Here is a 22159-nt window from a genome sequence, read left to right on the forward strand (position 1 = left end):
CCGCGACCGATATCGCTCATTTTGCGACATGGTGCAAGGGCACAATGAGAACGGCTCGTGCCGGGGGCGCGAGCCGCTTCAGTTCACGGAATGCGATCAGATTAGAAGCTGTAGCGAAGACCAACCAGGGCCTGGTTGTCGTAGGTTTCCGAGTCGATGATCTGGCGGAAGCGATAACCGACGTCGGCGCTGACATTGTCGGTGATGTTGACTTCTACACCGGCCATCAATGCGTAGGTCACGCCGCTCTCATTGTCGCCATGGTCATCCGACCAGCCATAACCGATACCGGCACCCACATAGGGTGTGAAGATCGACTGGGTGGTGATGTCGAAGTACACGTTGCCGAGCACCGAGCCAAAGTCGTGGTGGTCGTTGCCGACACCGGCGTAGTCGAAGCGCGCGTCGGTACGCAGGTGGTCATTGAACCTGTAGCCCACACCGGCGCCGAGTTCAAACACGCTGTCGTTATTGTTCTGCGTCTCGAGCCACGACCAGCCAAGGTCACCGCGGAGGTAGAAGCTCGACGCCGTCACCACCGGTTCCGGGGCATAGTCGGCGGCCAGAGCAGCGGTAGAGGTGAAACCGGCCAGCAGACCGAGGCCGAGAAGCGCCTTTGTGATGAACTTCATAATCCCTTACTCCCTTGCAAACAGAACTCACTTGATAGATCCGAAGTTAGTAACCATCCGTGACTCAAGACTGGCGTGAATGCGGCAAAAAAAAGTCGAAGGCGATCTGTTGCTGCAAAGACACATGCTTTTGTATCGTGCTGACAGGCTTTGAATGCATTGTGTTTACCATGATCGTCTGCCCAACCAGCGGGCTGTGAAATGGCGTCTGCAGTGCTATACTCGGTACCGGGATGGAGGCCAGGATGAAGACTTTATTTACCATACTAATCACGCTTGCCACATGCAGCACAGCTCTTGCGGATTGCCCCGTCGATTCGATCGAGAAGGCACTTGCAACATCACTCGACGGCTTGAAGAAGGTTGAGCGCCAGGTCACCGACGTTCAGTCAACGGAGGGCGGTGTTTGGCGCATCTACCGCAAGAAGGATGGCCGCCTGAATACGCTGATCCGCCTCGACGGCGGAGAGTCAGGCATGAGCGAGCGCCGGCTCAGCGTCGTCAGCCCAGATGCTTACGGCATCGCCGTCACCCGTGTAGACTACCTTCGTCATGCCTTCATCGACAACGCTGGGCCGAACGGCACGGCAAAGCGCACGACGGAATATTTCTATTTCTGCGGCGGCAAGCTCTTCGTACCACAGATGGAATATGCGACACTCGATGGTGCTGAATATGCCAAGGCAGGTGCGGAGGCGCAGAAGATGATGACAGGCGACAAGGATGTGGCGGATGTGACGAAGGGGTTAAAGCGATAGGCGCCAATGAGCGCCGCCATCATGCCCTGACCTGATCCGGGCATCCTTCGATGCTCACCGTCCTAAGCAGCTGCCTTGGCGATCGCCCCGCAGAGCTCATCGACGATCGTCGAGACGAGTCCTTCGTCGTCGCCTTCCGCCATCACGCGGATCACCGGTTCAGTGCCGGACGGGCGGATGACAAGACGTCCCGAATTGCCCAGCCGCGCTTCCGCATCGGCGATCATCGAGCGCACGCGATTGTCCTGCAGCGGGGCGCCTTGCTTGAACTTCACGTTCTTCAACACCTGCGGCAGCGGCGTGAACAGGTTGCACACCTCGCTCACCGGTCTGCCCTGCCGCTTCACTTCGGCGAGCACCTGGAGCGCTGCCAGCAAGCCATCGCCTGTGGTCGAGAAATCCGACAGCACGATATGGCCCGATTGCTCGCCGCCCACATTGTGACCAAGGGCACGCATGTGTTCAACGACGTAGCGGTCACCCACCTTGGTGCGTGCCAGCGTCAGCTTCTGGTCGGCGAGAAAGCGTTCAAGACCGAGGTTGGACATGATGGTGGCGACGAGGCCACCACCACGCAATTCGCCACGCTTGGCCCATGAGGTGGCGATCAGCGCCATCAACTGGTCGCCGTCCACGACCTGGCCCTTGTCATCCGCAATGATGACGCGGTCGGCATCACCGTCCAGCGCGATACCGATATCGGCACGCAGTTCCTTCACCTTGGCGCACATCGCTTCCGGATGGGTGGATCCACAGCCGTCGTTGATGTTGGTGCCGTTGGGTTCATTGCCGATCTGGATGATCTCGGCACCGAGTTCCCACAACGCCGTGGGCGCGACCTTGTAGGCAGCGCCATTGGCCGTATCGATGACCACGCGCAACCCATCGAGAGTCATGTCCTTCGGGTAGGTGCGCTTGGCGAATTCGATGTAGCGCGCCTGCGCATCCTCGATGCGCTTGGCACGGCCGATGGTTTCCGGCGATGCAGCGGTCATCAGCGAGGGATCATCGAGCATCGCCTCGATCTCAAGTTCCTGCTCGTCCGACAGCTTGAAGCCATCCGGCCCGAAGATCTTGATGCCGTTGTCAGCGAAAGGATTGTGCGAGGCAGAGATCATCACGCCAAGATCGGCGCGCATCGAACGGGTGAGCATGGCGACGGCTGGCGTGGGCACAGGCCCTAACAGAAACACGTCCATGCCGGCGGCGAGCAGCCCCGAGGCCAATGCATTTTCGATCATGTAGCCAGAGAGACGCGTGTCCTTGCCGATCACCACGCGGTGACGATGGCTGCCGCGGCGATAGAGATTGCCGGCCGCCATGCCGATCTTCAGCACCATGTCTGCGGTTATCGCGCCGCTGTTGGCGCGGCCGCGCACACCGTCGGTTCCGAAATACTTGCGGGCCATGGAAACTCCCCTGCCTATAGTCCAGTCTGCTCCGGGTCGGCCGCAGCTTCGGCCACCGCCAGCGCCTCGACCGTTGCCCTCACATCATGCACGCGAAGAATATGCGCTCCGTTAAGAGCCGACCAGACGGCACCGCCAACCGAACCGTTGACGCGATTTCCCGCCTGTTTCTCGCCCGTCAGCGCGCCAATGAAACCTTTGCGCGAAAGCCCCATCAAAAGCGGAACGCCAAGTGAGTGATACAGCGTGAACTGCCGCAGCACGTCCACATTGTGGCGGAAGCTCTTGCCGAAGCCGATGCCGGGATCCGCCACGATGCGCTCGCGCGCGATGCCAGAGGCAACACAAGCCTCGATGCGTGCCTCCAGCCAATCGAAGACATCAAGCGCTACGTCGTCGTAGTGCGGGCTCAGCTGCATGGTCTTGGGATCGCCCTGCGCATGCATCAGGATTACGGGGCATGTCGCCTCCGCCATCGCCTGCATCGCTGCGGGTTCGTATGTGAGTGCCGCCACATCATTGACGATCTTTGCCCCGGCCTTGAGTGCGGCCCGCATGACATTGGCCTTCCGCGTGTCGACCGAAACGGTGAGGCCCTGCCTTGCCAGCGCCTCGATCACCGGCAGGATACGGCGAAGTTCCTCGGCCTCCGGGACGGCCTCGGAGCCGGGCCGCGTGGACTCGCCTCCGACGTCGAGGATGTCCGCTCCCTCCTTTGCCAGCTGGATGCCATGCGCGATGGCGCGCTCGGCTTCCGCATTGAGGCCGCCGTCTGAAAAACTGTCGGGCGTCACATTGACGATGCCCATGATCAGGGGCCGTTCGGCTGAGAGGAAGGCCGGAAGATGCGTCCGGCGCGGCAGTGTTCCCGGCGTGAAGCGGCGCGAGACCTCAGGACCGTTGCGCTCGATCTCCTCGACCAGCGTATAGGCGATTGTGGAAAGGCCGCCGAGCGATGCTCCGCGGCCCTCCGTGATCACTTGCCGGGCGTCGGACCCGTAGACGAGTCCGGCCGGCCTTGAGTAGCTCTTCCGCATCAGGCTTGCGGCTGCGGTTCCATGCCGCCCGCACCGCCCGCTTTGGGCTGACCTGTGCTGGGAACGGACGAGGATCCCTTGTTGGCCTTCTTGCCGCCATCGCCATCGTCGCGCTTGGGCGGCGTGCCGTTGAGCAGGTTCTTGATTTCCTCGCCAGACAGCGTCTCATACTCAAGAAGCCCCTGGGCGAGCGCCACCAGCTCATGGTTCTTCTCGGTCAGGATGCGCCGCGCCTCGGAAAGACCATCGAACACCAGGCGCTTCACTTCCTGGTCGATCTTCTGCGAGGTTTCCTCGGAGATGTTCTGCGTGCGCGACACGGAGTGACCGAGGAACACCTCTTCCTGGTTCTCGCCATATGCCACGGTGCCCAGCTCATCCGAATAACCCCAGCGGGTAACCATTGCGCGGGCAAGACGCGTCGCCTGCTCAATGTCGGACTGGGCGCCAGACGTTACGTTCTCCTTGCCGAAGGTGAGCTCTTCCGCGATGCGGCCGCCCATCATGATGGCAAGACGCGATGTCATCTGGGTGTAGCTCATCGACAGGCGGTCGCCCTCGGGCAACTGCATCACCATGCCCAGTGCACGGCCACGCGGGATGATGGTCGCCTTGTGCACCGGATCGGACTTCGGCACGTTCATCGCGACCAGCGCGTGTCCTGCCTCGTGATAGGCGGTCAACCGCTTCTCGTCCTCGGACATGGCCATGGAGCGGCGCTCCGCACCCATCATCACCTTGTCCTTGGCCTCTTCGAATTCCGACTGCGTGACGATGCGCTTGTTGCGGCGCGCCGCAACAAGCGCATCGTCACGCAGTCGGAATTCGAAGAGGCCAAGGACAAGGTGATGATGGGTGCGGAGCGCCGCTCCATGGCCATGTCCGAGGACGAGAAGCGGTTGACCGCCTATCACGAGGCAGGACACGCGCTGGTCGCGATGAACGTGCCGAAGTCCGATCCGGTGCACAAGGCGACCATCATCCCGCGTGGCCGTGCACTGGGCATGGTGATGCAGTTGCCCGAGGGCGACCGCCTGTCGATGAGCTACACCCAGATGACATCGCGTCTTGCCATCATGATGGGCGGCCGCATCGCGGAAGAGCTCACCTTCGGCAAGGAGAACGTAACGTCTGGCGCCCAGTCCGACATTGAGCAGGCGACGCGTCTTGCCCGCGCAATGGTTACCCGCTGGGGTTATTCGGATGAGCTGGGCACCGTGGCATATGGCGAGAACCAGGAAGAGGTGTTCCTCGGTCACTCCGTGTCGCGCACGCAGAACATCTCCGAGGAAACCTCGCAGAAGATCGACCAGGAAGTGAAGCGCCTGGTGTTCGATGGTCTTTCCGAGGCGCGGCGCATCCTGACCGAGAAGAACCATGAGCTGGTGGCGCTCGCCCAGGGGCTTCTTGAGTATGAGACGCTGTCTGGCGAGGAAATCAAGAACCTGCTCAACGGCACGCCGCCCAAGCGCGACGATGGCGATGGCGGCAAGAAGGCCAACAAGGGATCCTCGTCCGTTCCCAGCACAGGTCAGCCCAAAGCGGGCGGTGCGGGCGGCATGGAACCGCAGCCGCAAGCCTGATGCGGAAGAGCTACTCAAGGCCGGCCGGACTCGTCTACGGGTCCGACGCCCGGCAAGTGATCACGGAGGGCCGCGGAGCATCGCTCGGCGGCCTTTCCACAATCGCCTATACGCTGGTCGAGGAGATCGAGCGCAACGGTCCTGAGGTCTCGCGCCGCTTCACGCCGGGAACACTGCCGCGCCGGACGCATCTTCCGGCCTTCCTCTCAGCCGAACGGCCCCTGATCATGGGCATCGTCAATGTGACGCCCGACAGTTTTTCAGACGGCGGCCTCAATGCGGAAGCCGAGCGCGCCATCGCGCATGGCATCCAGCTGGCAAAGGAGGGAGCGGACATCCTCGACGTCGGAGGCGAGTCCACGCGGCCCGGCTCCGAGGCCGTCCCGGAGGCCGAGGAACTTCGCCGTATCCTGCCGGTGATCGAGGCGCTGGCAAGGCAGGGCCTCACCGTTTCGGTCGACACGCGGAAGGCCAATGTCATGCGGGCCGCACTCAAGGCCGGGGCAAAGATCGTCAATGATGTGGCGGCACTCACATACGAACCCGCAGCGATGCAGGCGATGGCGGAGGCGACATGCCCCGTAATCCTGATGCATGCGCAGGGCGATCCCAAGACCATGCAGCTGAGCCCGCACTACGACGACGTAGCGCTTGATGTCTTCGATTGGCTGGAGGCACGCATCGAGGCTTGTGTTGCCTCTGGCATCGCGCGCGAGCGCATCGTGGCGGATCCCGGCATCGGCTTCGGCAAGAGCTTCCGCCACAATGTGGACGTGCTGCGGCAGTTCACGCTGTATCACTCACTTGGCGTTCCGCTTTTGATGGGGCTTTCGCGCAAAGGTTTCATTGGCGCGCTGACGGGCGAGAAACAGGCGGGAAATCGCGTCAACGGTTCGGTTGGCGGTGCCGTCTGGTCGGCTCTTAACGGAGCGCATATTCTTCGCGTGCATGATGTGAGGGCAACGGTCGAGGCGCTGGCGGTGGCCGAAGCTGCGGCCGACCCGGAGCAGACTGGACTATAGGCAGGGGAGTTTCCATGGCCCGCAAGTATTTCGGAACCGACGGTGTGCGCGGCCGCGCCAACAGCGGCGCGATAACCGCAGACATGGTGCTGAAGATCGGCATGGCGGCCGGCAATCTCTATCGCCGCGGCAGCCATCGTCACCGCGTGGTGATCGGCAAGGACACGCGTCTCTCTGGCTACATGATCGAAAATGCATTGGCCTCGGGGCTGCTCGCCGCCGGCATGGACGTGTTTCTGTTAGGGCCTGTGCCCACGCCAGCCGTCGCCATGCTCACCCGTTCGATGCGCGCCGATCTTGGCGTGATGATCTCTGCCTCGCACAATCCTTTCGCTGACAACGGCATCAAGATCTTCGGGCCGGATGGCTTCAAGCTGTCGGACGAGCAGGAACTTGAGATCGAGGCGATGCTCGATGATCCCTCGCTGATGACCGCTGCATCGCCGGAAACCATCGGCCGTGCCAAGCGCATCGAGGATGCGCAGGCGCGCTACATCGAATTCGCCAAGCGCACCTACCCGAAGGACATGACTCTCGATGGGTTGCGCGTGGTCATCGATACGGCCAATGGCGCTGCCTACAAGGTCGCGCCCACGGCGTTGTGGGAACTCGGTGCCGAGATCATCCAGATCGGCAATGAACCCAACGGCACCAACATCAACGACGGCTGTGGATCCACCCATCCGGAAGCGATGTGCGCCAAGGTGAAGGAACTGCGTGCCGATATCGGTATCGCGCTGGACGGTGATGCCGACCGCGTCATCATTGCGGATGACAAGGGCCAGGTCGTGGACGGCGACCAGTTGATGGCGCTGATCGCCACCTCATGGGCCAAGCGTGGCGAATTGCGTGGTGGTGGCCTCGTCGCCACCATCATGTCCAACCTCGGTCTTGAACGCTTTCTCGCCGACCAGAAGCTGACGCTGGCACGCACCAAGGTGGGTGACCGCTACGTCGTTGAACACATGCGTGCCCTTGGTCACAATGTGGGCGGCGAGCAATCGGGCCATATCGTGCTGTCGGATTTCTCGACCACAGGCGATGGCTTGCTGGCAGCGCTCCAGGTGCTCGCCGAAGTGAAGCGGCAGGGCAGACCGGTGAGCGAGGTGTGCAACCTGTTCACGCCGCTGCCGCAGGTGTTGAAGAACGTGAAGTTCAAGCAAGGCGCCCCGCTGCAGGACAATCGCGTGCGCTCGATGATCGCCGATGCGGAAGCGCGGCTGGGCAATTCGGGACGTCTTGTCATCCGCCCGTCCGGCACTGAACCGGTGATCCGCGTGATGGCGGAAGGCGACGACGAAGGACTCGTCTCGACGATCGTCGATGAGCTCTGCGGGGCGATCGCCAAGGCAGCTGCTTAGGACGGTGAGCATCGAAGGATGCCCGGATCAGGTCAGGGCATGATGGCGGCGCTCATTGGCGCCTATCGCTTTAACCCCTTCGTCACATCCGCCACATCCTTGTCGCCTGTCATCATCTTCTGCGCCTCCGCACCTGCCTTGGCATATTCAGCACCATCGAGTGTCGCATATTCCATCTGTGGTACGAAGAGCTTGCCGCCGCAGAAATAGAAATATTCCGTCGTGCGCTTTGCCGTGCCGTTCGGCCCAGCGTTGTCGATGAAGGCATGACGAAGGTAGTCTACACGGGTGACGGCGATGCCGTAAGCATCTGGGCTGACGACGCTGAGCCGGCGCTCGCTCATGCCTGACTCTCCGCCGTCGAGGCGGATCAGCGTATTCAGGCGGCCATCCTTCTTGCGGTAGATGCGCCAAACACCGCCCTCCGTTGACTGAACGTCGGTGACCTGGCGCTCAACCTTCTTCAAGCCGTCGAGTGATGTTGCAAGTGCCTTCTCGATCGAATCGACGGGGCAATCCGCAAGAGCTGTGCTGCATGTGGCAAGCGTGATTAGTATGGTAAATAAAGTCTTCATCCTGGCCTCCATCCCGGTACCGAGTATAGCACTGCAGACGCCATTTCACAGCCCGCTGGTTGGGCAGACGATCATGGTAAACACAATGCATTCAAAGCCTGTCAGCACGATACAAAAGCATGTGTCTTTGCAGCAACAGATCGCCTTCGACTTTTTTTTGCCGCATTCACGCCAGTCTTGAGTCACGGATGGTTACTAACTTCGGATCTATCAAGTGAGTTCTGTTTGCAAGGGAGTAAGGGATTATGAAGTTCATCACAAAGGCGCTTCTCGGCCTCGGTCTGCTGGCCGGTTTCACCTCTACCGCTGCTCTGGCCGCCGACTATGCCCCGGAACCGGTGGTGACGGCGTCGAGCTTCTACCTCCGCGGTGACCTTGGCTGGTCGTGGCTCGAGACGCAGAACAATAACGACAGCGTGTTTGAACTCGGCGCCGGTGTGGGCTACAGGTTCAATGACCACCTGCGTACCGACGCGCGCTTCGACTACGCCGGTGTCGGCAACGACCACCACGACTTTGGCTCGGTGCTCGGCAACGTGTACTTCGACATCACCACCCAGTCGATCTTCACACCCTATGTGGGTGCCGGTATCGGTTATGGCTGGTCGGATGACCATGGCGACAATGAGAGCGGCGTGACCTACGCATTGATGGCCGGTGTAGAAGTCAACATCACCGACAATGTCAGCGCCGACGTCGGTTATCGCTTCCGCCAGATCATCGACTCGGAAACCTACGACAACCAGGCCCTGGTTGGTCTTCGCTACAGCTTCTAATCTGATCGCATTCCGTGAACTGAAGCGGCTCGCGCCCCCGGCACGAGCCGTTCTCATTGTGCCCTTGCACCATGTCGCAAAATGAGCGATATCGGTCGCGGGCTAGCTTTCCCCACCGAGAGCCGGTCCATCTGCAAGGATGGAGCACAAGATGACGACAACGAAACCGGCTACGCGCCCGGCTTGCGCGCATTTCTCGTCCGGCCCCTGCGCCAAGATCCCGGGTTGGACCCCCGCTCTCCTCAACACCGAAGTCATGGGACGCTCGCACCGCTCGAGCCTCGGCAAGGCGCGCCTGAGGCGTGCCATCGAGCTGACGCGCGAGGTGCTGGAGGTTCCGGCAACCCATCTGATCGGCATCGTTCCGGCCTCTGACACGGGGGCCGTCGAAATGGCCATGTGGTCGCTGCTGGGTGCACGCCCCGTCGACATGCTGGCCTGGGAAAGCTTCGGGGATGGGTGGGTCTCCGACGTGCTGAAGCAGCTGAAGCTGAAGGACGCACGCAAGATCACCGCGGGCTACGGCGAGCTGCCCGATCTTACGACCATCAATTTCGACCATGACGTGGTCTTCACCTGGAACGGCACCACCTCGGGCGTGCGCGTTCCCGATGCAAGTTGGATCCCGGCGGATCGCAACGGCCTGACGATCTGCGATGCGACGTCGGCCGCCTTCGCGCAGAAGCTCGACTTCGCCAAGCTCGATGTCGTCACCTTCTCGTGGCAGAAGGTGCTGGGCGGCGAGGGCGCGCATGGCGTGCTCATTCTCGGGCCGCGCGCCGTCGAGCGGCTTGAATCCTATGTGCCTGCCTGGCCACTTCCCAAGATATTCCGCCTTACAAGTGGCGGAAAGCTGATTGCCGGCATCTTCGAGGGCGAGACGATCAACACGCCGTCGATGCTCTGCGTCGAGGACTACATCGTGGCGCTGGAGTGGGCGCAGAAAGTGGGGGGGCTCAGTGGCCTCGTGGCGCGCGCCGATGCCAATGCGGCGGTCGTCCAGAAGTGGCTCGATTCGCGTGACTTCGCGGCGAACCTCGCCAAGGTGGAATCGACACGCTCCAATACCTCAGTGTGCCTGACGCTGAAAGCCGACGAAAACGTGCCGAAGAAGATGGTCAAGCTTCTCGAAACCGAGAAGTCCGCTTTCGACATCGGTTCCTATCGTGATGCACCGCCCGGGCTTCGCATCTGGTGTGGCGCCACCGTCGAAACATCCGATCTCGAAGCGCTCATCCCGTGGCTCGACTGGGCTTATGCCCAGGCGACTGCCTGAGGTCTTTCCCCTTCATCTCACATCAGGAGTGCTTTCAATGGCTCCCCGCGTTCTCGTTTCCGACAAGCTTTCCGAAACTGCCGTGCAGATTTTCCGCGACCGTGGCGTGGAGGTCGACTACCTCCCCGACCTCGGCAAGGACAAGGAGGCGCTTCTCGCCGCCATCCCCGATTATGACGGCCTCGCCATCCGCTCCGCCAGCAAGGTGACGCCGAAGATCATCGCCGCGGCGACCAAACTCAAAGTGATCGGCCGCGCCGGCATCGGCGTCGACAATGTCGATATTTCGGCGGCCACCCAGCGCGGAATTGTGGTGATGAACACGCCTTTCGGCAATGCCATCACCACCGCCGAGCACGCGATTTCCATGATGATGGCGCTGGCCCGCCAGATCCCGGAGGCCAATGCCTCCACCCATGCCGGAAAGTGGGAGAAGAACCGCTTCATGGGCGTGGAGCTCTTCAACAAGACGCTGGGCGTCATCGGCTGCGGCAATATCGGCTCCATCGTTGCCGATCGCGGGCTGGGCCTCAAGATGAAGGTCATCGCCTTTGATCCGTTCCTGTCGCCTGAGCGTGCCATCGAGATCGGCGTGGAGAAAGTGGAGCTGGACGAGATCTTCCGCCGCTCCGACTTCATCACGCTGCACACGCCGCTGACGGACAAGACGCGCGGCATCATTGATGCAGCAGCACTCGCCAAGTGCAAGAAGGGCGTTCGTATCATCAACTGCGCGCGTGGTGGGCTGGTTGCCGAGGATGCGCTCTATGATGCGCTGAAGTCCGGCCATGTGGCGGGTGCTGCCCTCGACGTTTTCGAGGTGGAACCCGCCATCAGCCACAAGCTCTTCGACCTCGACAATGTGGTGGCAACGCCGCATCTGGGTGCATCGACCGGCGAGGCGCAGGAGAATGTGGCGCTGCAGGTTGCCGAGCAGATGGCGGATTACCTGATCACGGGTGCCGTCTCGAATGCCCTCAACATGCCGTCGATTTCGGCGGATGAAGCTCCGCGCCTTCGGCCCTTCATTGCGGTTGCGGAGAAGCTCGGTTCCTTCGCGGGCCAACTCACCGATGAGCCCGTGACAGGCATCGTCATCGAATATGCGGGCGACGTGGGCGAGATGAACACCAGGGCGCTCACGTCGGCCGCCTTGTCAGGTGTTCTTCAGCCGATGCTTGGCACGGTGAACATGGTATCTGCCCCCGTTGTGGCGCGCGAGCGCGGCATCAAGGTGGACGAGGTCAAGCAGACGCAGCGCGGCGCCTACGAAACCTATATCCGGCTCACGGTGAAGACGGCGCATCTCGAACGCTCTGTCGCCGGCACGGTGTTCTCAGACGGCAAGGCCCGCGTCATCCAGATCAAGGGCATCGACATGGAAGCCGAATTCGGCCCGCACATGCTCTATGTGACGAATGAGGACAAGCCGGGCTTCATCGGTGCGCTGGGAACCATCCTCGGCAATGCCGGTGTCAACATCGCGACCTTCAACCTGGGCCGCGCCGCGCAGGGGGCAGAGGCGATCTGCCTCGTGTCGATCGACGAGGCGCCGCCCGCCGCCGTTCTTCAGGCGGTGGCCAAGCTGCCGCATGTAAAGCAGGCGAAGCCTCTGGCCTTCTGACGGGCGTGTTGGAGGGTCTACTGCCCGCCACCCAGAATCTTGGAGACGTCGGCGCCGTTCACGGTGATGACGCCGGCCTCCGTACCCTCGATCTTCCACGAGAGTGAACCGTCAGCCTCGGCCTTGCCAAGGCCCTTTACCAGCAGCAGGCCGGCGCTCATCTGCTGGATGTCCGGCGGCGCGGCTTGAAGCGCGGCCATTGTCTCGTCGAGGCCCATGAGCCTCACCAGAGCCTGGCCTGCGGGCATGGCTACGAGGCCTGCCGTCATGCTGCCTTCCGCCGTCAGGTCATAGAGCTTCGCCAGAACTTCGCTGGGCCCCAACGTGATCGTGACGCTGCCCTTTGGCATCAATGCCTGCATCAGGGGCTGGTCGAGATCCTTTGGCAGCGGATCGGGCTTCGACAGATCAAGTTTGTCGAGGATCAGTGCGGCGGGTGCCGCGAGGTCGAGATCGGCGACGCTCACATCGAGGCTGAATTTCTCGGGTACCATTCCTGTCGCCCATGGTGGCAGAAGTGTCTGCGGCACCTGCAGGCCGGAGAAGCTGAAGGTCTCGCGCAGCTTGCCATCGGCAACGATGCCGTTCATCTCGGCGCCAAAGCCGAACTGCTTCACCGCGAACTGGCCGAAGGGCGAAGTGGCTGTCACATCGTCCATCGTGGTGGTTCCCGAAAGACCCGTGAACAACGGCAGTGCGGCGCGCAGCTTGTCCTTCAACGCCGCTTGTTCAGCGATAATTGCCTGCGGGTCCTGATGGGCGACGAGCCAGGTGACGAGATCGCTCACCGCCTTGAGCTTCAGTCCTTTCACCGCCCCATCCTGCTTGCCCGAGGGTGAGGCAATGACGAGGTCCATGGCGGGCGTTCCGCCATCAGCTGAGGCGGGGACATTGATCATTTCCTTCAGGCCGATGTAGCTGTAGTTGCTCGTTGCGTCGGCGCTGTCGGGGCTTCCCTGCATCGCGCTTTGCATGGTGATGGCGTCGATCGCATAGTTGATGTGCGTGGTCGTGCCGGAATCGGTCATCGTCTGGTCTGCGGTGATGGTCTTCAATTCCGCCGAAGAGGTTGAAAGCCCACCCAGCGCCTCGTCAAAAATGCCGGTCGAAGTGACGGAGGCGATGGAGCCCTTCGTCTCACCCTGACCCTTGACACCGAAAGCGAAGGTCAGCGCCTGGTTCTGGTCCACTTTCCACTTGCCACCGCCCTGGTCGGTAAGCGTCCATTCAAGCGGCGAAAGCGAAAGACTGACCGTCGGGTCCTTCACCTTGGCGAAGAGTGGGGTGAGATCGAGCTTGGCGGCATAGCCTCCGCCCTGCGGGGTTACGCTGACCACGCCCGGTTCTGAACCTAGGTAGGTCTGGAACAGGGTGGTGAGGCGCTGGGCCTCCTCTGGCGTCGCTACCGCAAGGGCCGGGGCACTTGCCCCAGCCAGGAAACCAAGGATCAGCAGGGTGGTGACGGATTTCATGGCTTTGCACTCTCAGCTGGTGGATTGGGGGAGGCTTGCACCGCCGCGGTGCGAGGTCAACCGCCTCCCGGTGGCGGTGATGGGGCCTGCCTTTCTCCGGTTTGCCTTCTGCCGCCAATGGTGTAAGAGCCCGCAACGGCTCCGGCGGCTCACCCGCGCGGGGCCGTTCCTGTGTCTGAAAGGAGCCTGAAATGGCGAATGTGGCAGTGGTCGGCGCCCAATGGGGCGACGAGGGCAAGGGCAAGCTGGTGGACTGGCTGTCCGAGCGGGCCGATGTCGTGGTGCGCTTCCAGGGCGGTCACAATGCCGGCCATACGCTGGTCATCGATGGTGTCACCTACAAGCTGTCGCTGCTCCCCTCCGGCATCGTGCGGCCCGGCAAGCTCTCGGTCATCGGCAATGGCGTGGTGATCGACCCCTGGGCACTTGCAACCGAAATCGACAAGCTGTCGTCGCAAGGGGTGGACATCTCACGCCAGAACCTGCGTGTCGCCGGCAATGCCACCCTGATCCTGCCGCTTCACCGTGAGCTTGATCAGCTGCGCGAGGCAGCAGCAGGTACGGGCAAGATCGGCACCACAGGCCGCGGCATTGGCCCGGCCTACGAGGACAAGGTGGGCCGCCGGGCGATCCGCGTGAATGATTTGGCTGACCTCGCCACCATCGGCCCCAAGCTCGCCCGCCTGCTGGCCCACCACAACGCGCTGCGCCGCGGCATGGGCGAAGCGGAGCTGAAGGCTGAAGCCCTGATCGCCCAGTTGGCCGAGATCGCGCCGCGCATCCTGCCCTTCTCGGATGCCGTGTGGGCGTTGCTCGACGACATGAAGCGCGAAGGCAAGCGCATCCTGTTTGAGGGCGCTCAGGGCATCCTTCTCGACATCGACCATGGCACCTATCCCTATGTGACATCCTCGAACACGGTGGCTGGCCAAGCAGCGGCCGGTTCGGGACTCGGTCCCTCATCGATCGGCTATGTGCTGGGCATCGCCAAGGCCTATACGACGCGCGTCGGCTCCGGTCCCTTCCCGACCGAGCAGGAGAACGAGGTTGGTGAATATATCGGCCAGCGCGGCCGCGAATTCGGCACTGTCACAGGCCGCAAGCGCCGTTGCGGCTGGTTCGACTCGGTGCTGGTGCGCCAGGCAATCAAGACCTCCGGCATCCATGGCATTGCGCTCACCAAGCTCGACGTGCTCGACGGCCTCGAGGAGATCAAGGTCGGCGTTGGCTATGATCTCGACGGTCGCAAGCTCGAGCGTTTTCCGGCTGCCGAAGAGGCGCAGAAGCGCGTGGTTCCCGTCTATGAGAGCTTCGAGGGCTGGAAGGGCACAACGGCAGGCGCGCGCAGCTGGGCGCAGCTTCCCGCACAGGCGATCAAATACGTGAAGTACCTCGAAGAGCTGATCGAGTGCCCGGTGGCGCTTCTTTCCACCAGCCCGGAGCGCGACGATACGATCCTGATGAAGGACCCCTTCGAGGATTGATGTGTTATGCTGTTTCGTACTGTGGAGGAGGGCACCGGCATGGACGCGCAGGAGTTGAAGGACCTTCAGGCTCCGATCAAGGCAGCCTATCGCGATGAGCCGGACAAGGCGCTCATCACCCTTCGGGCCGAGGGAAAGCTCGGAGAGAACGTCAGCTGCTCAGTGGCAACCGGCCGGGCGCTGGTGGAAGCCGGGCTACATCCAGCAACGGGCGGCAACGGTCTGCAGGCTTGTTCGGGCGACATGCTGCTGGAAGCACTTGTTGCCTGCGCCGGCGTCACGCTCAACGCCGTGGCCACCGCGCTCGCACTGCCATTGCGTGGCGCCACCGTGCGGGCCGAGGGTGATCTCGACTTCCGCGGCACCCTTGGCGTGGACAAGACCGCACCCGTCGGCTTCCGCGACATTCGCCTCAGCTTCGATCTCGACGGTGATCTCAGCGACGAGCAGAGGGCACAGTTGCAGAAGCTCACCGAGCGCTATTGCGTGGTGTACCAGACGCTGCGCAACCCACCGCAGTTTGCGGTAAGCTTCGGCTGATCAGCGCTTCTGCTTTCCCGGACGCGGCGTCTTGCCGATGATGTGATTGTCGCGACCGATCACATGGGCGGTGGAGCCGACGATCAGCGGGTCTGGCCCCGTCACGACCTTGGCGTTCTTGTTGGGGTAGGGGATGGATGAGAGGAAGTACTGCATGCAGTTCAGCCGCGCGCGCTTCTTGTCGTCGGACTTGATGATGGTCCATGGCGAGTCGGCGGTATCGGTGTAGAAGAACATCGCCTCCTTTGCTTCGGTATAGTCATCCCACTTGTCCAGCGACGCCTTGTCGATGGGCGACAGCTTCCACTGCTTCAGCGGATCGTTCTCGCGTGACAGGAAGCGGTGCAATTGTTCCTCGCGCGTGACCGAGAACCAGAACTTGAAAAGCCGGATGCCGGAGCGCACCAGCATGCGTTCGAGGTCCGGCCACTGGCGCATGAATTCAAGGTAGTCGTTGGGCGTGCAGAAACCCATGACGCGCTCGACGCCGGCGCGGTTGTACCAGGAGCGGTCGAAGAACACGATCTCGCCACCCGCCGGAAGGTTCTCGATGTAGCGTTGGAAATACCATTGGGTGCGCTCGCGCTCGTTGGGCTTCTCGAGTGCCACCACGCGCGCCCCTCGCGGGTTCAAGTGCTCCATGAAGCGCTTGATGGTGCCGCCCTTGCCGGCGGCGTCGCGCCCCTCGAACAACACGATGATGCGTTCGCCCGTCTCCTTCACCCAATTCTGCAGCTTGAGGAGCTCGACCTGCAGCCGGGCCATTTCCTCTTCATAGAGATTGTTCCCCATGCGGGTCTTGTAAGGAAACTCACCGCTCTCGAAGGCGTGGCGGATGGCTTCCGGATTGTGTCGCAGCCCGGGCCGGCGAGAGGCGAGGGGGTGGGGCCTCCTCCGGTTGTTCCTGAGCCGGTCTGGTACTGGCTGGTTCGGCGGGCTTCGCCGTGGCTGAACTGATGTCGGACATGGAACCCCCGCTGATCGACTGTGAAGCGGAAATTCTGCGCCTGTCGGGCGCGCCGGCCATTGACCTTGATCAAGCCTTAGAACTCGCGGCGCTCGACGAAATAACCATAGAGCGAGGTGAGCACCGATGCGTTGATGAAGGCATAGGCCAGTTGCAGCACCAGCGAGGCCACCATGGCGAAAACGTCAGCCACCAGCGGCTGCACCTGGGCGATGGTGCCGGCCACCAGGAGCAGCACAAGCAACCCGCCGAACAGGATCAGCCCGTTCAGGACCAGGACACCAAGACATGGCCAGAAGTTGCCGGAGGTGACCGCCCATGCATCACGGAACGTGTAGTCGCGGTTTCCAAGCGCCACTGCCGGAAGCTTCACTGACAGTCGCATTATGGCGCCCCAGAGCAGTAGCAGGACCGGAACCACGAAGGTCATGGCAGCCGGTAGCAGCACCAGCATGAGGACCGCCAGCAGAAAGGGAACGGCCATGGCAAGCAGCAGGAGAAAGTAGTTTCCGAAATAGCGCCGGGAATTGCCGTCGAAACGGATGCCATGACTCACCTCATCCAGCAGGATGAAGCGATGCCAGCTGACCGACATGGCGGAGATCACGAAGATCGATACGATCGACGTGACGATCTGCACGAGGGCCGGTGTGGTGAGTTCATCGGCCATCGGGTCGGGTGGCCCGAAATAGACCTGGGCAATCGCGCAGATCAGCAGCGCCGGCAACCACGGTACAGCGATGCGGGCGGCAACCTGCCGATAGGTCCAGACTGAATTCAGCGCGTGGGAGATCGCCTTGGTGGGTGAAAGCTTGCGCATGCTGCCCGTGTTCGTTGATGCGGGCGCAAACTAGACTGCCCTTCGTCCTGAGGAAAGTGCAAAGCGCCAGCGCTCAAGCGGCACTCCGGCGCGCCGGCCTGGGGCGGCGGGCAAGCTGCTGCGCGAAGTTCCCCAGGATGATCGCCGCAAGATCGCTCAATGGCGCCGGTCGGCCCAGCAGGTAACCCTGGGCGAGGTCGCAACCGATGTCGCGCAGCAAGGAGAGCTGACGTTGCGTCTCGATCCCCTCGGCCGTCACTGTCATGCCGAGGCCATGACCCAGCCTGACGATGGCGCGGAGAACATTCTTGGCAGAGGCTGAGTGGTCGAGGGCCGCGGCGAAGCTCCTGTCGATCTTGAGCTTCGAGAAGGGGAACTTACAGAGGTAGGAAAGGCTCGAGTAGCCGGTTCCGAAGTCGTCGAGTGCCACGCCGACGCCCATGTCGCGCAGCAGGCGCAACTGGCCCAGCACCAGCTCACTGTCGGCCATCAGCGTGCCCTCGGTGATCTCCACCTCGAGGCGGTAGGCGGGCAGCGAGTGGCGCTGCAAGGCCCTGCGCGTCGTGGTGATCAGCGTGCCTGAGTGGAATTGAGCGGGCGAAAGATTGACGGCGACGACAAGGTGTGGCGGCCACTGTGCGGCCACGCGGCAAGCCTCCTCCAGCGCCCATTCGCCGATGTCGACGATGAGCCCCGCCTCTTCGGCAAGCGGAATGAACTCCGATGGCGGAACTTGTCCGAGCTCCTGGTCATGCAGCCTGATCAAGGCTTCAAAGCCGGTGAGTTCTCCGCTGCGCATGGCATAGACCGGCTGCAGTTCGAGTCGTAGCGCATCACTCTTTACTGCATCGCGTACGGCCCGCTGCAGAGCGGAGCGCCTGTCCGCTGCTGCCGACATGCCCGGCGCATAGAATCCGTAGCCCGGCTTTCCCTGTCGCCGCGCTTCGGCCAGTGCGAGTTCTGCGTTGTTCACCAACTCGCACAGGCGTGTTCCATCGGTTGGGGCCAGCGCGATGCCGGCATGGCAGGTGACGGCGGTCGAGAGGTTTGCAAATGCGGGGCCTGTGGTGAGCGCGGCGCAAAGGTCGCGCGCCAAGCTCAGCGCGGTCATCGGATCGCTGCTGGCGGGCAGCAGAACCACGAAGTGTTCGTCGTTCCATTGTGCGGCCAATGCGCCCTGCGGAAGGCTGGCGGAGAGGCGCTCTTGCGCTTCCTCGAATGCCATTTGTGCCGCTTCGACACACTGGTTGCGGCTGGTCCAGGCGAGACCAGTGAGTTCGCAGAGAATGACGGACGCGCGCGCATCACTGTCGAAGAGGCGCGAAGCCCTCTCCATGAGCGACGGCCTGCTGACCAACCCGGCCGCTGGCCGTTTGATGGGCTGCGAGCGCGGAGAAAGACCTGCCGCCAGCGTTCCGGCCGCGAGTAGCGTTGCCGCCAATCCGGCTTGCAAGGCCGGCCCCGCTCCTGCCCAAATGCCCTGCGAAACGGTGATGAAACCACCGGATAGCCCTGCCACAGCCGAAGACGCCATGAGCCATCCCGGCTGCGAAATGTTCACGGGAAGACGAAGCTTCCCGAATCGGACCAGATTTGTGCGCATTGTCCCGCTCCCGAATCTGGCTCGATCCTGGCGGGTGAACTCTTATTGCGTGTATATGACTATGATTAACAACCCTAAATTGTCTACAATGGTTCATGGAGTCTTGACTGATGCGCCCTGACCGGACCCGGCGGAGGCTTTGCCTCGGCCTGCTCAGCTTGACTGCCGGTGCGGGGTCAGCCCTCGCCGGGCCCTATCTCGATTTTGCCAAGGGCCTCGCCGCACACCCTCCGAAAGGTTCGACGTATCGTGCGGATCTCGAGGCCGAACTGGTTGGGCTGCTCAATGCCTATCGTGCGGAGAAGGGCAAGACCCCGGTCACGGCCGATGCCGCCTTCAAGGAGGCGGCCCGCGCCCATGCAGCCGACATGATGCTGCATGATTTCATGGGCCACTCATCGTCCACCGGCGCGAGTTTCCAGGGTCGCATGGCGGCCTTCGTCGGTGACGTGACGAAGTATCCCTCGATCGGCGAGAATGCCGCACGCGATACGCAGGACACGCCCGTCGACGATGCCAAGGCACGCGCACTCTTCCAGCAATGGGTGGAGAGTTCCTCGCACCGCAAGAACATGGTGAACCGCAGCTTCGCCTTCGTGTCGACCGGCGTCATCCAGCGGGGCGACAGCATCTGGGCCGTGCAGATTTTCTTTGCCACGCCGCGGGCGAAGGGATTCTTCCAGTAGGTCTGCCGGTTCTCTTCTGGTCGCCACCAAAAGCGATGGCCGGGTCAAACCCGGCCATGCTGATGTTCTTTGTCTGGAAGCAGTTGCTTACGCGGTCGGTGCCGGCAGCGATTTCGGCGCAAGCAGTCGTTGCGAGGCATTCTTCACGGCCTTCTGCACCTTCTCGAAGGCGCGTACTTCGATCTGGCGGATGCGCTCGCGCGATACGCCAAATTCCTGGCTCAAATCTTCCAGCGTCGAAGGGTCGTCTTGCAGGCGGCGGGCCTCGAAGACACGGCGCTCGCGGTCAGTCAGTTTTTCCATTGCGTCCTGCAGCAGGCCATGGCGCATCGACTGCTCTTCCGACTGGACGAGCATTTCTTCCTGGTTGTCAGACTCGTCAACCAGCCAATCCTGCCATTCGCCTTCGCCATCCTCGCGGACGGTGGCGTTGAGCGACGTGTCGCCACCAAGGCGGCGGTTCATCGACACCACGTCCGCCTCGGTCACACCAAGTTTCTTGGCAATGAGTTCCACCTGGTCGGGGCGCAGGTCGCCGTCTTCCAGTGCCTCGATCTGGCTCTTCACCTTGCGCAGGTTGAAGAACAGCTTCTTCTGGTTTGCGGTGGTGCCTATCTTCACAAGCGACCAGGAACGCAAAACAAACTCTTGAATCGAGGCCTTGATCCACCACATGGCATAGGTGGCGAGGCGGAACCCCTTGTCCGGCTCGAACTTCTTTACCGCCTGCATGAGGCCGACGTTGCCCTCTGAGATGACCTCACCGATGGGCAGGCCATAGCCACGATAGCCCATGGCGATCTTGGCCACGAGGCGAAGGTGCGAGGTGATCAGCTTCTCAGCCGCCTGCTTGTCGCCGTGTTCCTTCCAGCTCTTGGCGAGCATGAATTCCTCGTCCGGCTGCAGCATTGGGAAATTGCGGATTTCCTGCAGATAGCGCTGCAGACCGGCTTCGCCCGACGCGATTGCGGGGAGGGAAGTGGTCCTAGCCATGTTTCAAAGCCTTTCCTGTCTGAGGGCTATTCTTACCGGACAATTACGCAAGAAATAAGACACCGGAGCAGTTACAGATAGTCACGCTTGCGTGTTGTTCAAGCGCAGCGCGCCGAGGAGCCTTGCAAAATCCTCTGGTGCCGGGCTTTCGAACTGCATTTGCTTGCCCGAAATAGGATGTTCGAACCCCAGGCTGGTGGCGTGAAGGGCTTGCCTATTCAATGCGTTAAGCGCTGCTGCTGCATCTTCCGAAAGCTTCTTCGCGGAGGTCCGGAAGCCTGATCCATAGACCCCATCGCCCAGCAGTGGATTTCCGATATGGGCCATGTGGACGCGGATTTGGTGGGTTCGTCCTGTCTCCAGCACGCAGCGCAGGAGGCTCGCCACGGGCGGCTTTCCCAGCGTTTCCAGCACCTCGTAGTGGGTCACCGCCTCGCGGGCATTCGCCCCCCTGGAGACAGCCATCTTCTGCCGATTGGCGGTCGAGCGGTCGATCGGTGCCGAGATGATGCCCTGCCGCCGTTCCGGCACTCCCCAGACGATGGCGAGGTAGCTCCGCTCGAGCCTGCCGTCACGGCCATGCGCCGCGAACTGATCCGACAGGCCGTGATGCGCCTTGTCATTCTTGGCCACCACCAGAAGGCCGCTTGTATCCTTGTCAAGGCGGTGGACGATGCCCGGACGCCTCACTCCGCCGATGCCCGACAGGCTGTCGCCGCAATGGGCGATCAGGGCGTTCACCAGCGTGCCGGTCTCATTGCCGGCACCCGGGTGCACCACCAGTCCGGCGGGCTTGTCGATCACGATGAGGTCCTTGTCCTCGTAGCTGATGCGCAGTGCCATGGCTTCTGCCAGCGGCAGGGCAGGCGCTGCTTCCGGGAGGATAACGCGCAGTGTGTCACCCGCTTTCACCTTGTGTCGTCCCTCCCTCACGGTCTCGCCCTCGACAGACACGGCGCCTTCCGCGATAAGGGCCTGGAACCGCGCGCGGCTCACGTCAGGAAAGGCTGCGGCCAGCGCCTTGTCGAGGCGCGAGGCTTCGGCGGCGCTGGTTTCGAGGAGTTGTGAAGGCACTGACATGAGCGAATCCGATCCATTGCAGGCAGGCGATGCCACGTCGACAGAACTGCCCCCCGCAACCCGCCGCCTGCTCCGGCTGGTCTATATCATGGGCGTGGTTCTGGTGCTGCTGTTCGTGGCGCTCATCGTCGGTATTATCTGGAAGGCCAACCACAAGGCCCCGCCCAAGCCCGAACCACCACCACAGACCCTCAATCTTGGCCTCCCCGCCAATGCCGACATCCGCACCACGGCCCTCGACGGCGACCGTCTGGTCATCAACACCGGCCGCGAGGTGATCGTCGTGGATGTCAGGAAAAACGCCATCATTTCCCGCATCGCCGCGGGTCCCTGAAGGGCTTGCACTGGCCTGAGAGCCCCTATATAGGGTGCCCATTCCTCGGAGAGCTCCCTTCGTCTATCGGTTAGGACGGCAGCCTCTCACGTTGCAAAGGCGGGTTCGACTCCCGCAGGGAGCGCCA

Annotated in this window: 19 protein-coding genes, 1 tRNA gene and 3 pseudogenes; 12 read left to right on the forward strand and 11 right to left on the reverse strand. The window is 62.1% G+C overall.

Annotated features, from left to right (window positions below):
• Positions 1–101: 101 nt before the first annotated feature.
• Entirely contained in the window at positions 102–632 is a 531-nt protein-coding gene (locus WCJ41_RS11255) for an outer membrane beta-barrel protein (protein WP_336905937.1), read from the reverse strand.
• A gap of 245 nt (positions 633–877) precedes the next feature.
• On the opposite strand from WCJ41_RS11255, the gene WCJ41_RS11260 reads away from it, so the two are divergent.
• Complete coding sequence (locus WCJ41_RS11260; RefSeq protein ID WP_336905938.1) at positions 878–1390, forward strand: hypothetical protein; 513 nt, start codon at positions 878–880, stop codon at positions 1388–1390.
• Between the two features lie 62 nt (positions 1391–1452).
• Here the strand turns inward: WCJ41_RS11260 and glmM (WCJ41_RS11265) are convergent, their stop codons facing one another.
• The 3 genes and pseudogenes from glmM (WCJ41_RS11265) to WCJ41_RS11275 form a co-directional block, all read right to left on the reverse strand.
• Positions 1453–2799 carry a phosphoglucosamine mutase gene (gene glmM, locus WCJ41_RS11265; RefSeq protein WP_336905939.1) on the reverse strand — a complete coding sequence of 449 codons (1347 nt, stop codon included), beginning with the start codon at positions 2797–2799 and terminating at the stop codon, positions 1453–1455.
• 14 nt (positions 2800–2813) lie between these two features.
• Positions 2814–3836 (reverse strand): dihydropteroate synthase, encoded by a 1023-nt coding sequence (gene folP / locus WCJ41_RS11270; RefSeq protein WP_336905940.1) that lies wholly within the window; start codon positions 3834–3836, stop codon positions 2814–2816.
• A pseudogene (locus WCJ41_RS11275) lies at positions 3836–4642 on the reverse strand (cell division protein FtsH); the annotation flags it as partial. The pseudogene WCJ41_RS11275 and the gene folP (WCJ41_RS11270), both read right to left, overlap by 1 nt.
• On the opposite strand from WCJ41_RS11275, the pseudogene WCJ41_RS11280 reads away from it, so the two are divergent.
• The 3 genes and pseudogenes from WCJ41_RS11280 to glmM (WCJ41_RS11290) form a co-directional block, all read left to right on the forward strand.
• Positions 4613–5419 (forward strand): annotated as a pseudogene (locus WCJ41_RS11280) (cell division protein FtsH); the annotation flags it as partial. The pseudogenes WCJ41_RS11275 and WCJ41_RS11280 sit on opposite strands and share 30 nt — an antisense overlap.
• On the forward strand, positions 5419–6441 hold the full coding sequence (folP, locus tag WCJ41_RS11285) for a dihydropteroate synthase (protein WP_336905940.1): 1023 nt from the start codon (positions 5419–5421) through the stop codon (positions 6439–6441). The pseudogene WCJ41_RS11280 and the gene folP (WCJ41_RS11285), both read left to right, overlap by 1 nt.
• Positions 6442–6455: 14 nt before the next feature.
• Complete coding sequence (glmM, locus tag WCJ41_RS11290) at positions 6456–7802, forward strand: phosphoglucosamine mutase (RefSeq protein WP_336905939.1); 1347 nt, start codon at positions 6456–6458, stop codon at positions 7800–7802.
• A 62-nt stretch (positions 7803–7864) separates the two neighbouring features.
• On the opposite strand, the gene WCJ41_RS11295 is transcribed toward glmM (WCJ41_RS11290), so the two are convergent.
• Positions 7865–8377, reverse strand: coding sequence for a hypothetical protein (locus WCJ41_RS11295; RefSeq protein WP_336905938.1), 513 nt, complete (start codon positions 8375–8377; stop codon positions 7865–7867).
• A gap of 245 nt (positions 8378–8622) precedes the next feature.
• Between WCJ41_RS11295 and WCJ41_RS11300 the strand changes: the two genes are divergently transcribed.
• The 3 genes from WCJ41_RS11300 to serA all read left to right on the forward strand — a co-directional run bounded on the left by WCJ41_RS11300 (position 8623) and on the right by serA (position 12053).
• A complete protein-coding gene (locus WCJ41_RS11300) occupies positions 8623–9153 on the forward strand; it encodes an outer membrane beta-barrel protein (protein ID WP_336905937.1) in 531 nt (176 codons plus the stop codon).
• 151 nt (positions 9154–9304) lie between these two features.
• A complete protein-coding gene (locus WCJ41_RS11305; RefSeq protein ID WP_336905936.1) occupies positions 9305–10429 on the forward strand; it encodes a phosphoserine transaminase in 1125 nt (374 codons plus the stop codon).
• 37 nt (positions 10430–10466) lie between these two features.
• Complete coding sequence (gene serA / locus WCJ41_RS11310; RefSeq protein ID WP_336905935.1) at positions 10467–12053, forward strand: phosphoglycerate dehydrogenase; 1587 nt, start codon at positions 10467–10469, stop codon at positions 12051–12053.
• Positions 12054–12070: 17 nt separating this feature from the next.
• On the opposite strand, the gene WCJ41_RS11315 is transcribed toward serA, so the two are convergent.
• Positions 12071–13525, reverse strand: coding sequence for a hypothetical protein (locus WCJ41_RS11315; protein WP_336905934.1), 1455 nt, complete (start codon positions 13523–13525; stop codon positions 12071–12073).
• A 191-nt stretch (positions 13526–13716) separates the two neighbouring features.
• Here WCJ41_RS11315 and WCJ41_RS11320 point away from each other — a divergent pair, with 191 nt between their 5' ends.
• Both WCJ41_RS11320 and WCJ41_RS11325 read left to right on the forward strand, forming a co-directional pair.
• Positions 13717–15009, forward strand: a complete 1293-nt coding sequence (locus WCJ41_RS11320) for an adenylosuccinate synthase (protein ID WP_336905933.1) — start codon at positions 13717–13719, stop codon at positions 15007–15009.
• Between the two features lie 39 nt (positions 15010–15048).
• Positions 15049–15549: an OsmC family protein gene (locus WCJ41_RS11325; RefSeq protein ID WP_336905941.1), complete on the forward strand. Its 501-nt coding sequence runs from the start codon at positions 15049–15051 to the stop codon at positions 15547–15549.
• Here WCJ41_RS11325 and ppk2 read toward each other — a convergent pair.
• The 3 genes and pseudogenes from ppk2 to WCJ41_RS11340 form a co-directional block, all read right to left on the reverse strand.
• Positions 15550–16407 (reverse strand): annotated as a pseudogene (gene ppk2, locus WCJ41_RS11330) (polyphosphate kinase 2); the annotation flags it as partial.
• Positions 16408–16592: 185 nt separating this feature from the next.
• Complete coding sequence (locus WCJ41_RS11335; RefSeq protein ID WP_336905932.1) at positions 16593–17336, reverse strand: hypothetical protein; 744 nt, start codon at positions 17334–17336, stop codon at positions 16593–16595.
• Positions 17337–17409: 73 nt separating this feature from the next.
• The gene (locus tag WCJ41_RS11340) at positions 17410–18870 is read right to left on the reverse strand and encodes a GGDEF domain-containing phosphodiesterase (protein ID WP_336905931.1); all 1461 of its coding nucleotides are present in this window, start codon (positions 18868–18870) and stop codon (positions 17410–17412) included.
• 179 nt (positions 18871–19049) lie between these two features.
• On the opposite strand from WCJ41_RS11340, the gene WCJ41_RS11345 reads away from it, so the two are divergent.
• Positions 19050–19625, forward strand: a complete 576-nt coding sequence (locus WCJ41_RS11345) for a CAP domain-containing protein (protein WP_336905930.1) — start codon at positions 19050–19052, stop codon at positions 19623–19625.
• Positions 19626–19712: 87 nt separating this feature from the next.
• Here WCJ41_RS11345 and rpoH read toward each other — a convergent pair whose 3' ends face one another.
• Together rpoH and WCJ41_RS11355 are read right to left on the reverse strand one after the other, a co-directional pair.
• Positions 19713–20618 carry an RNA polymerase sigma factor RpoH gene (rpoH, locus tag WCJ41_RS11350; protein ID WP_336905929.1) on the reverse strand — a complete coding sequence of 302 codons (906 nt, stop codon included), beginning with the start codon at positions 20616–20618 and terminating at the stop codon, positions 19713–19715.
• Positions 20619–20699: 81 nt separating this feature from the next.
• Entirely contained in the window at positions 20700–21698 is a 999-nt protein-coding gene (locus WCJ41_RS11355) for an RluA family pseudouridine synthase (protein ID WP_336905928.1), read from the reverse strand.
• On the opposite strand from WCJ41_RS11355, the gene WCJ41_RS11360 reads away from it, so the two are divergent.
• On the forward strand, positions 21697–22032 hold the full coding sequence (locus WCJ41_RS11360) for a hypothetical protein (RefSeq protein WP_336905927.1): 336 nt from the start codon (positions 21697–21699) through the stop codon (positions 22030–22032). The genes WCJ41_RS11355 and WCJ41_RS11360 overlap by 2 nt on opposite strands.
• Before the next feature lie 52 nt (positions 22033–22084).
• A tRNA-Glu gene (locus WCJ41_RS11365) sits at positions 22085–22159 on the forward strand.

It is taken from the genome of Aestuariivirga sp. (genome assembly GCF_037139295.1).
GTDB lineage: Bacteria > Pseudomonadota > Alphaproteobacteria > Rhizobiales > Aestuariivirgaceae > Aestuariivirga.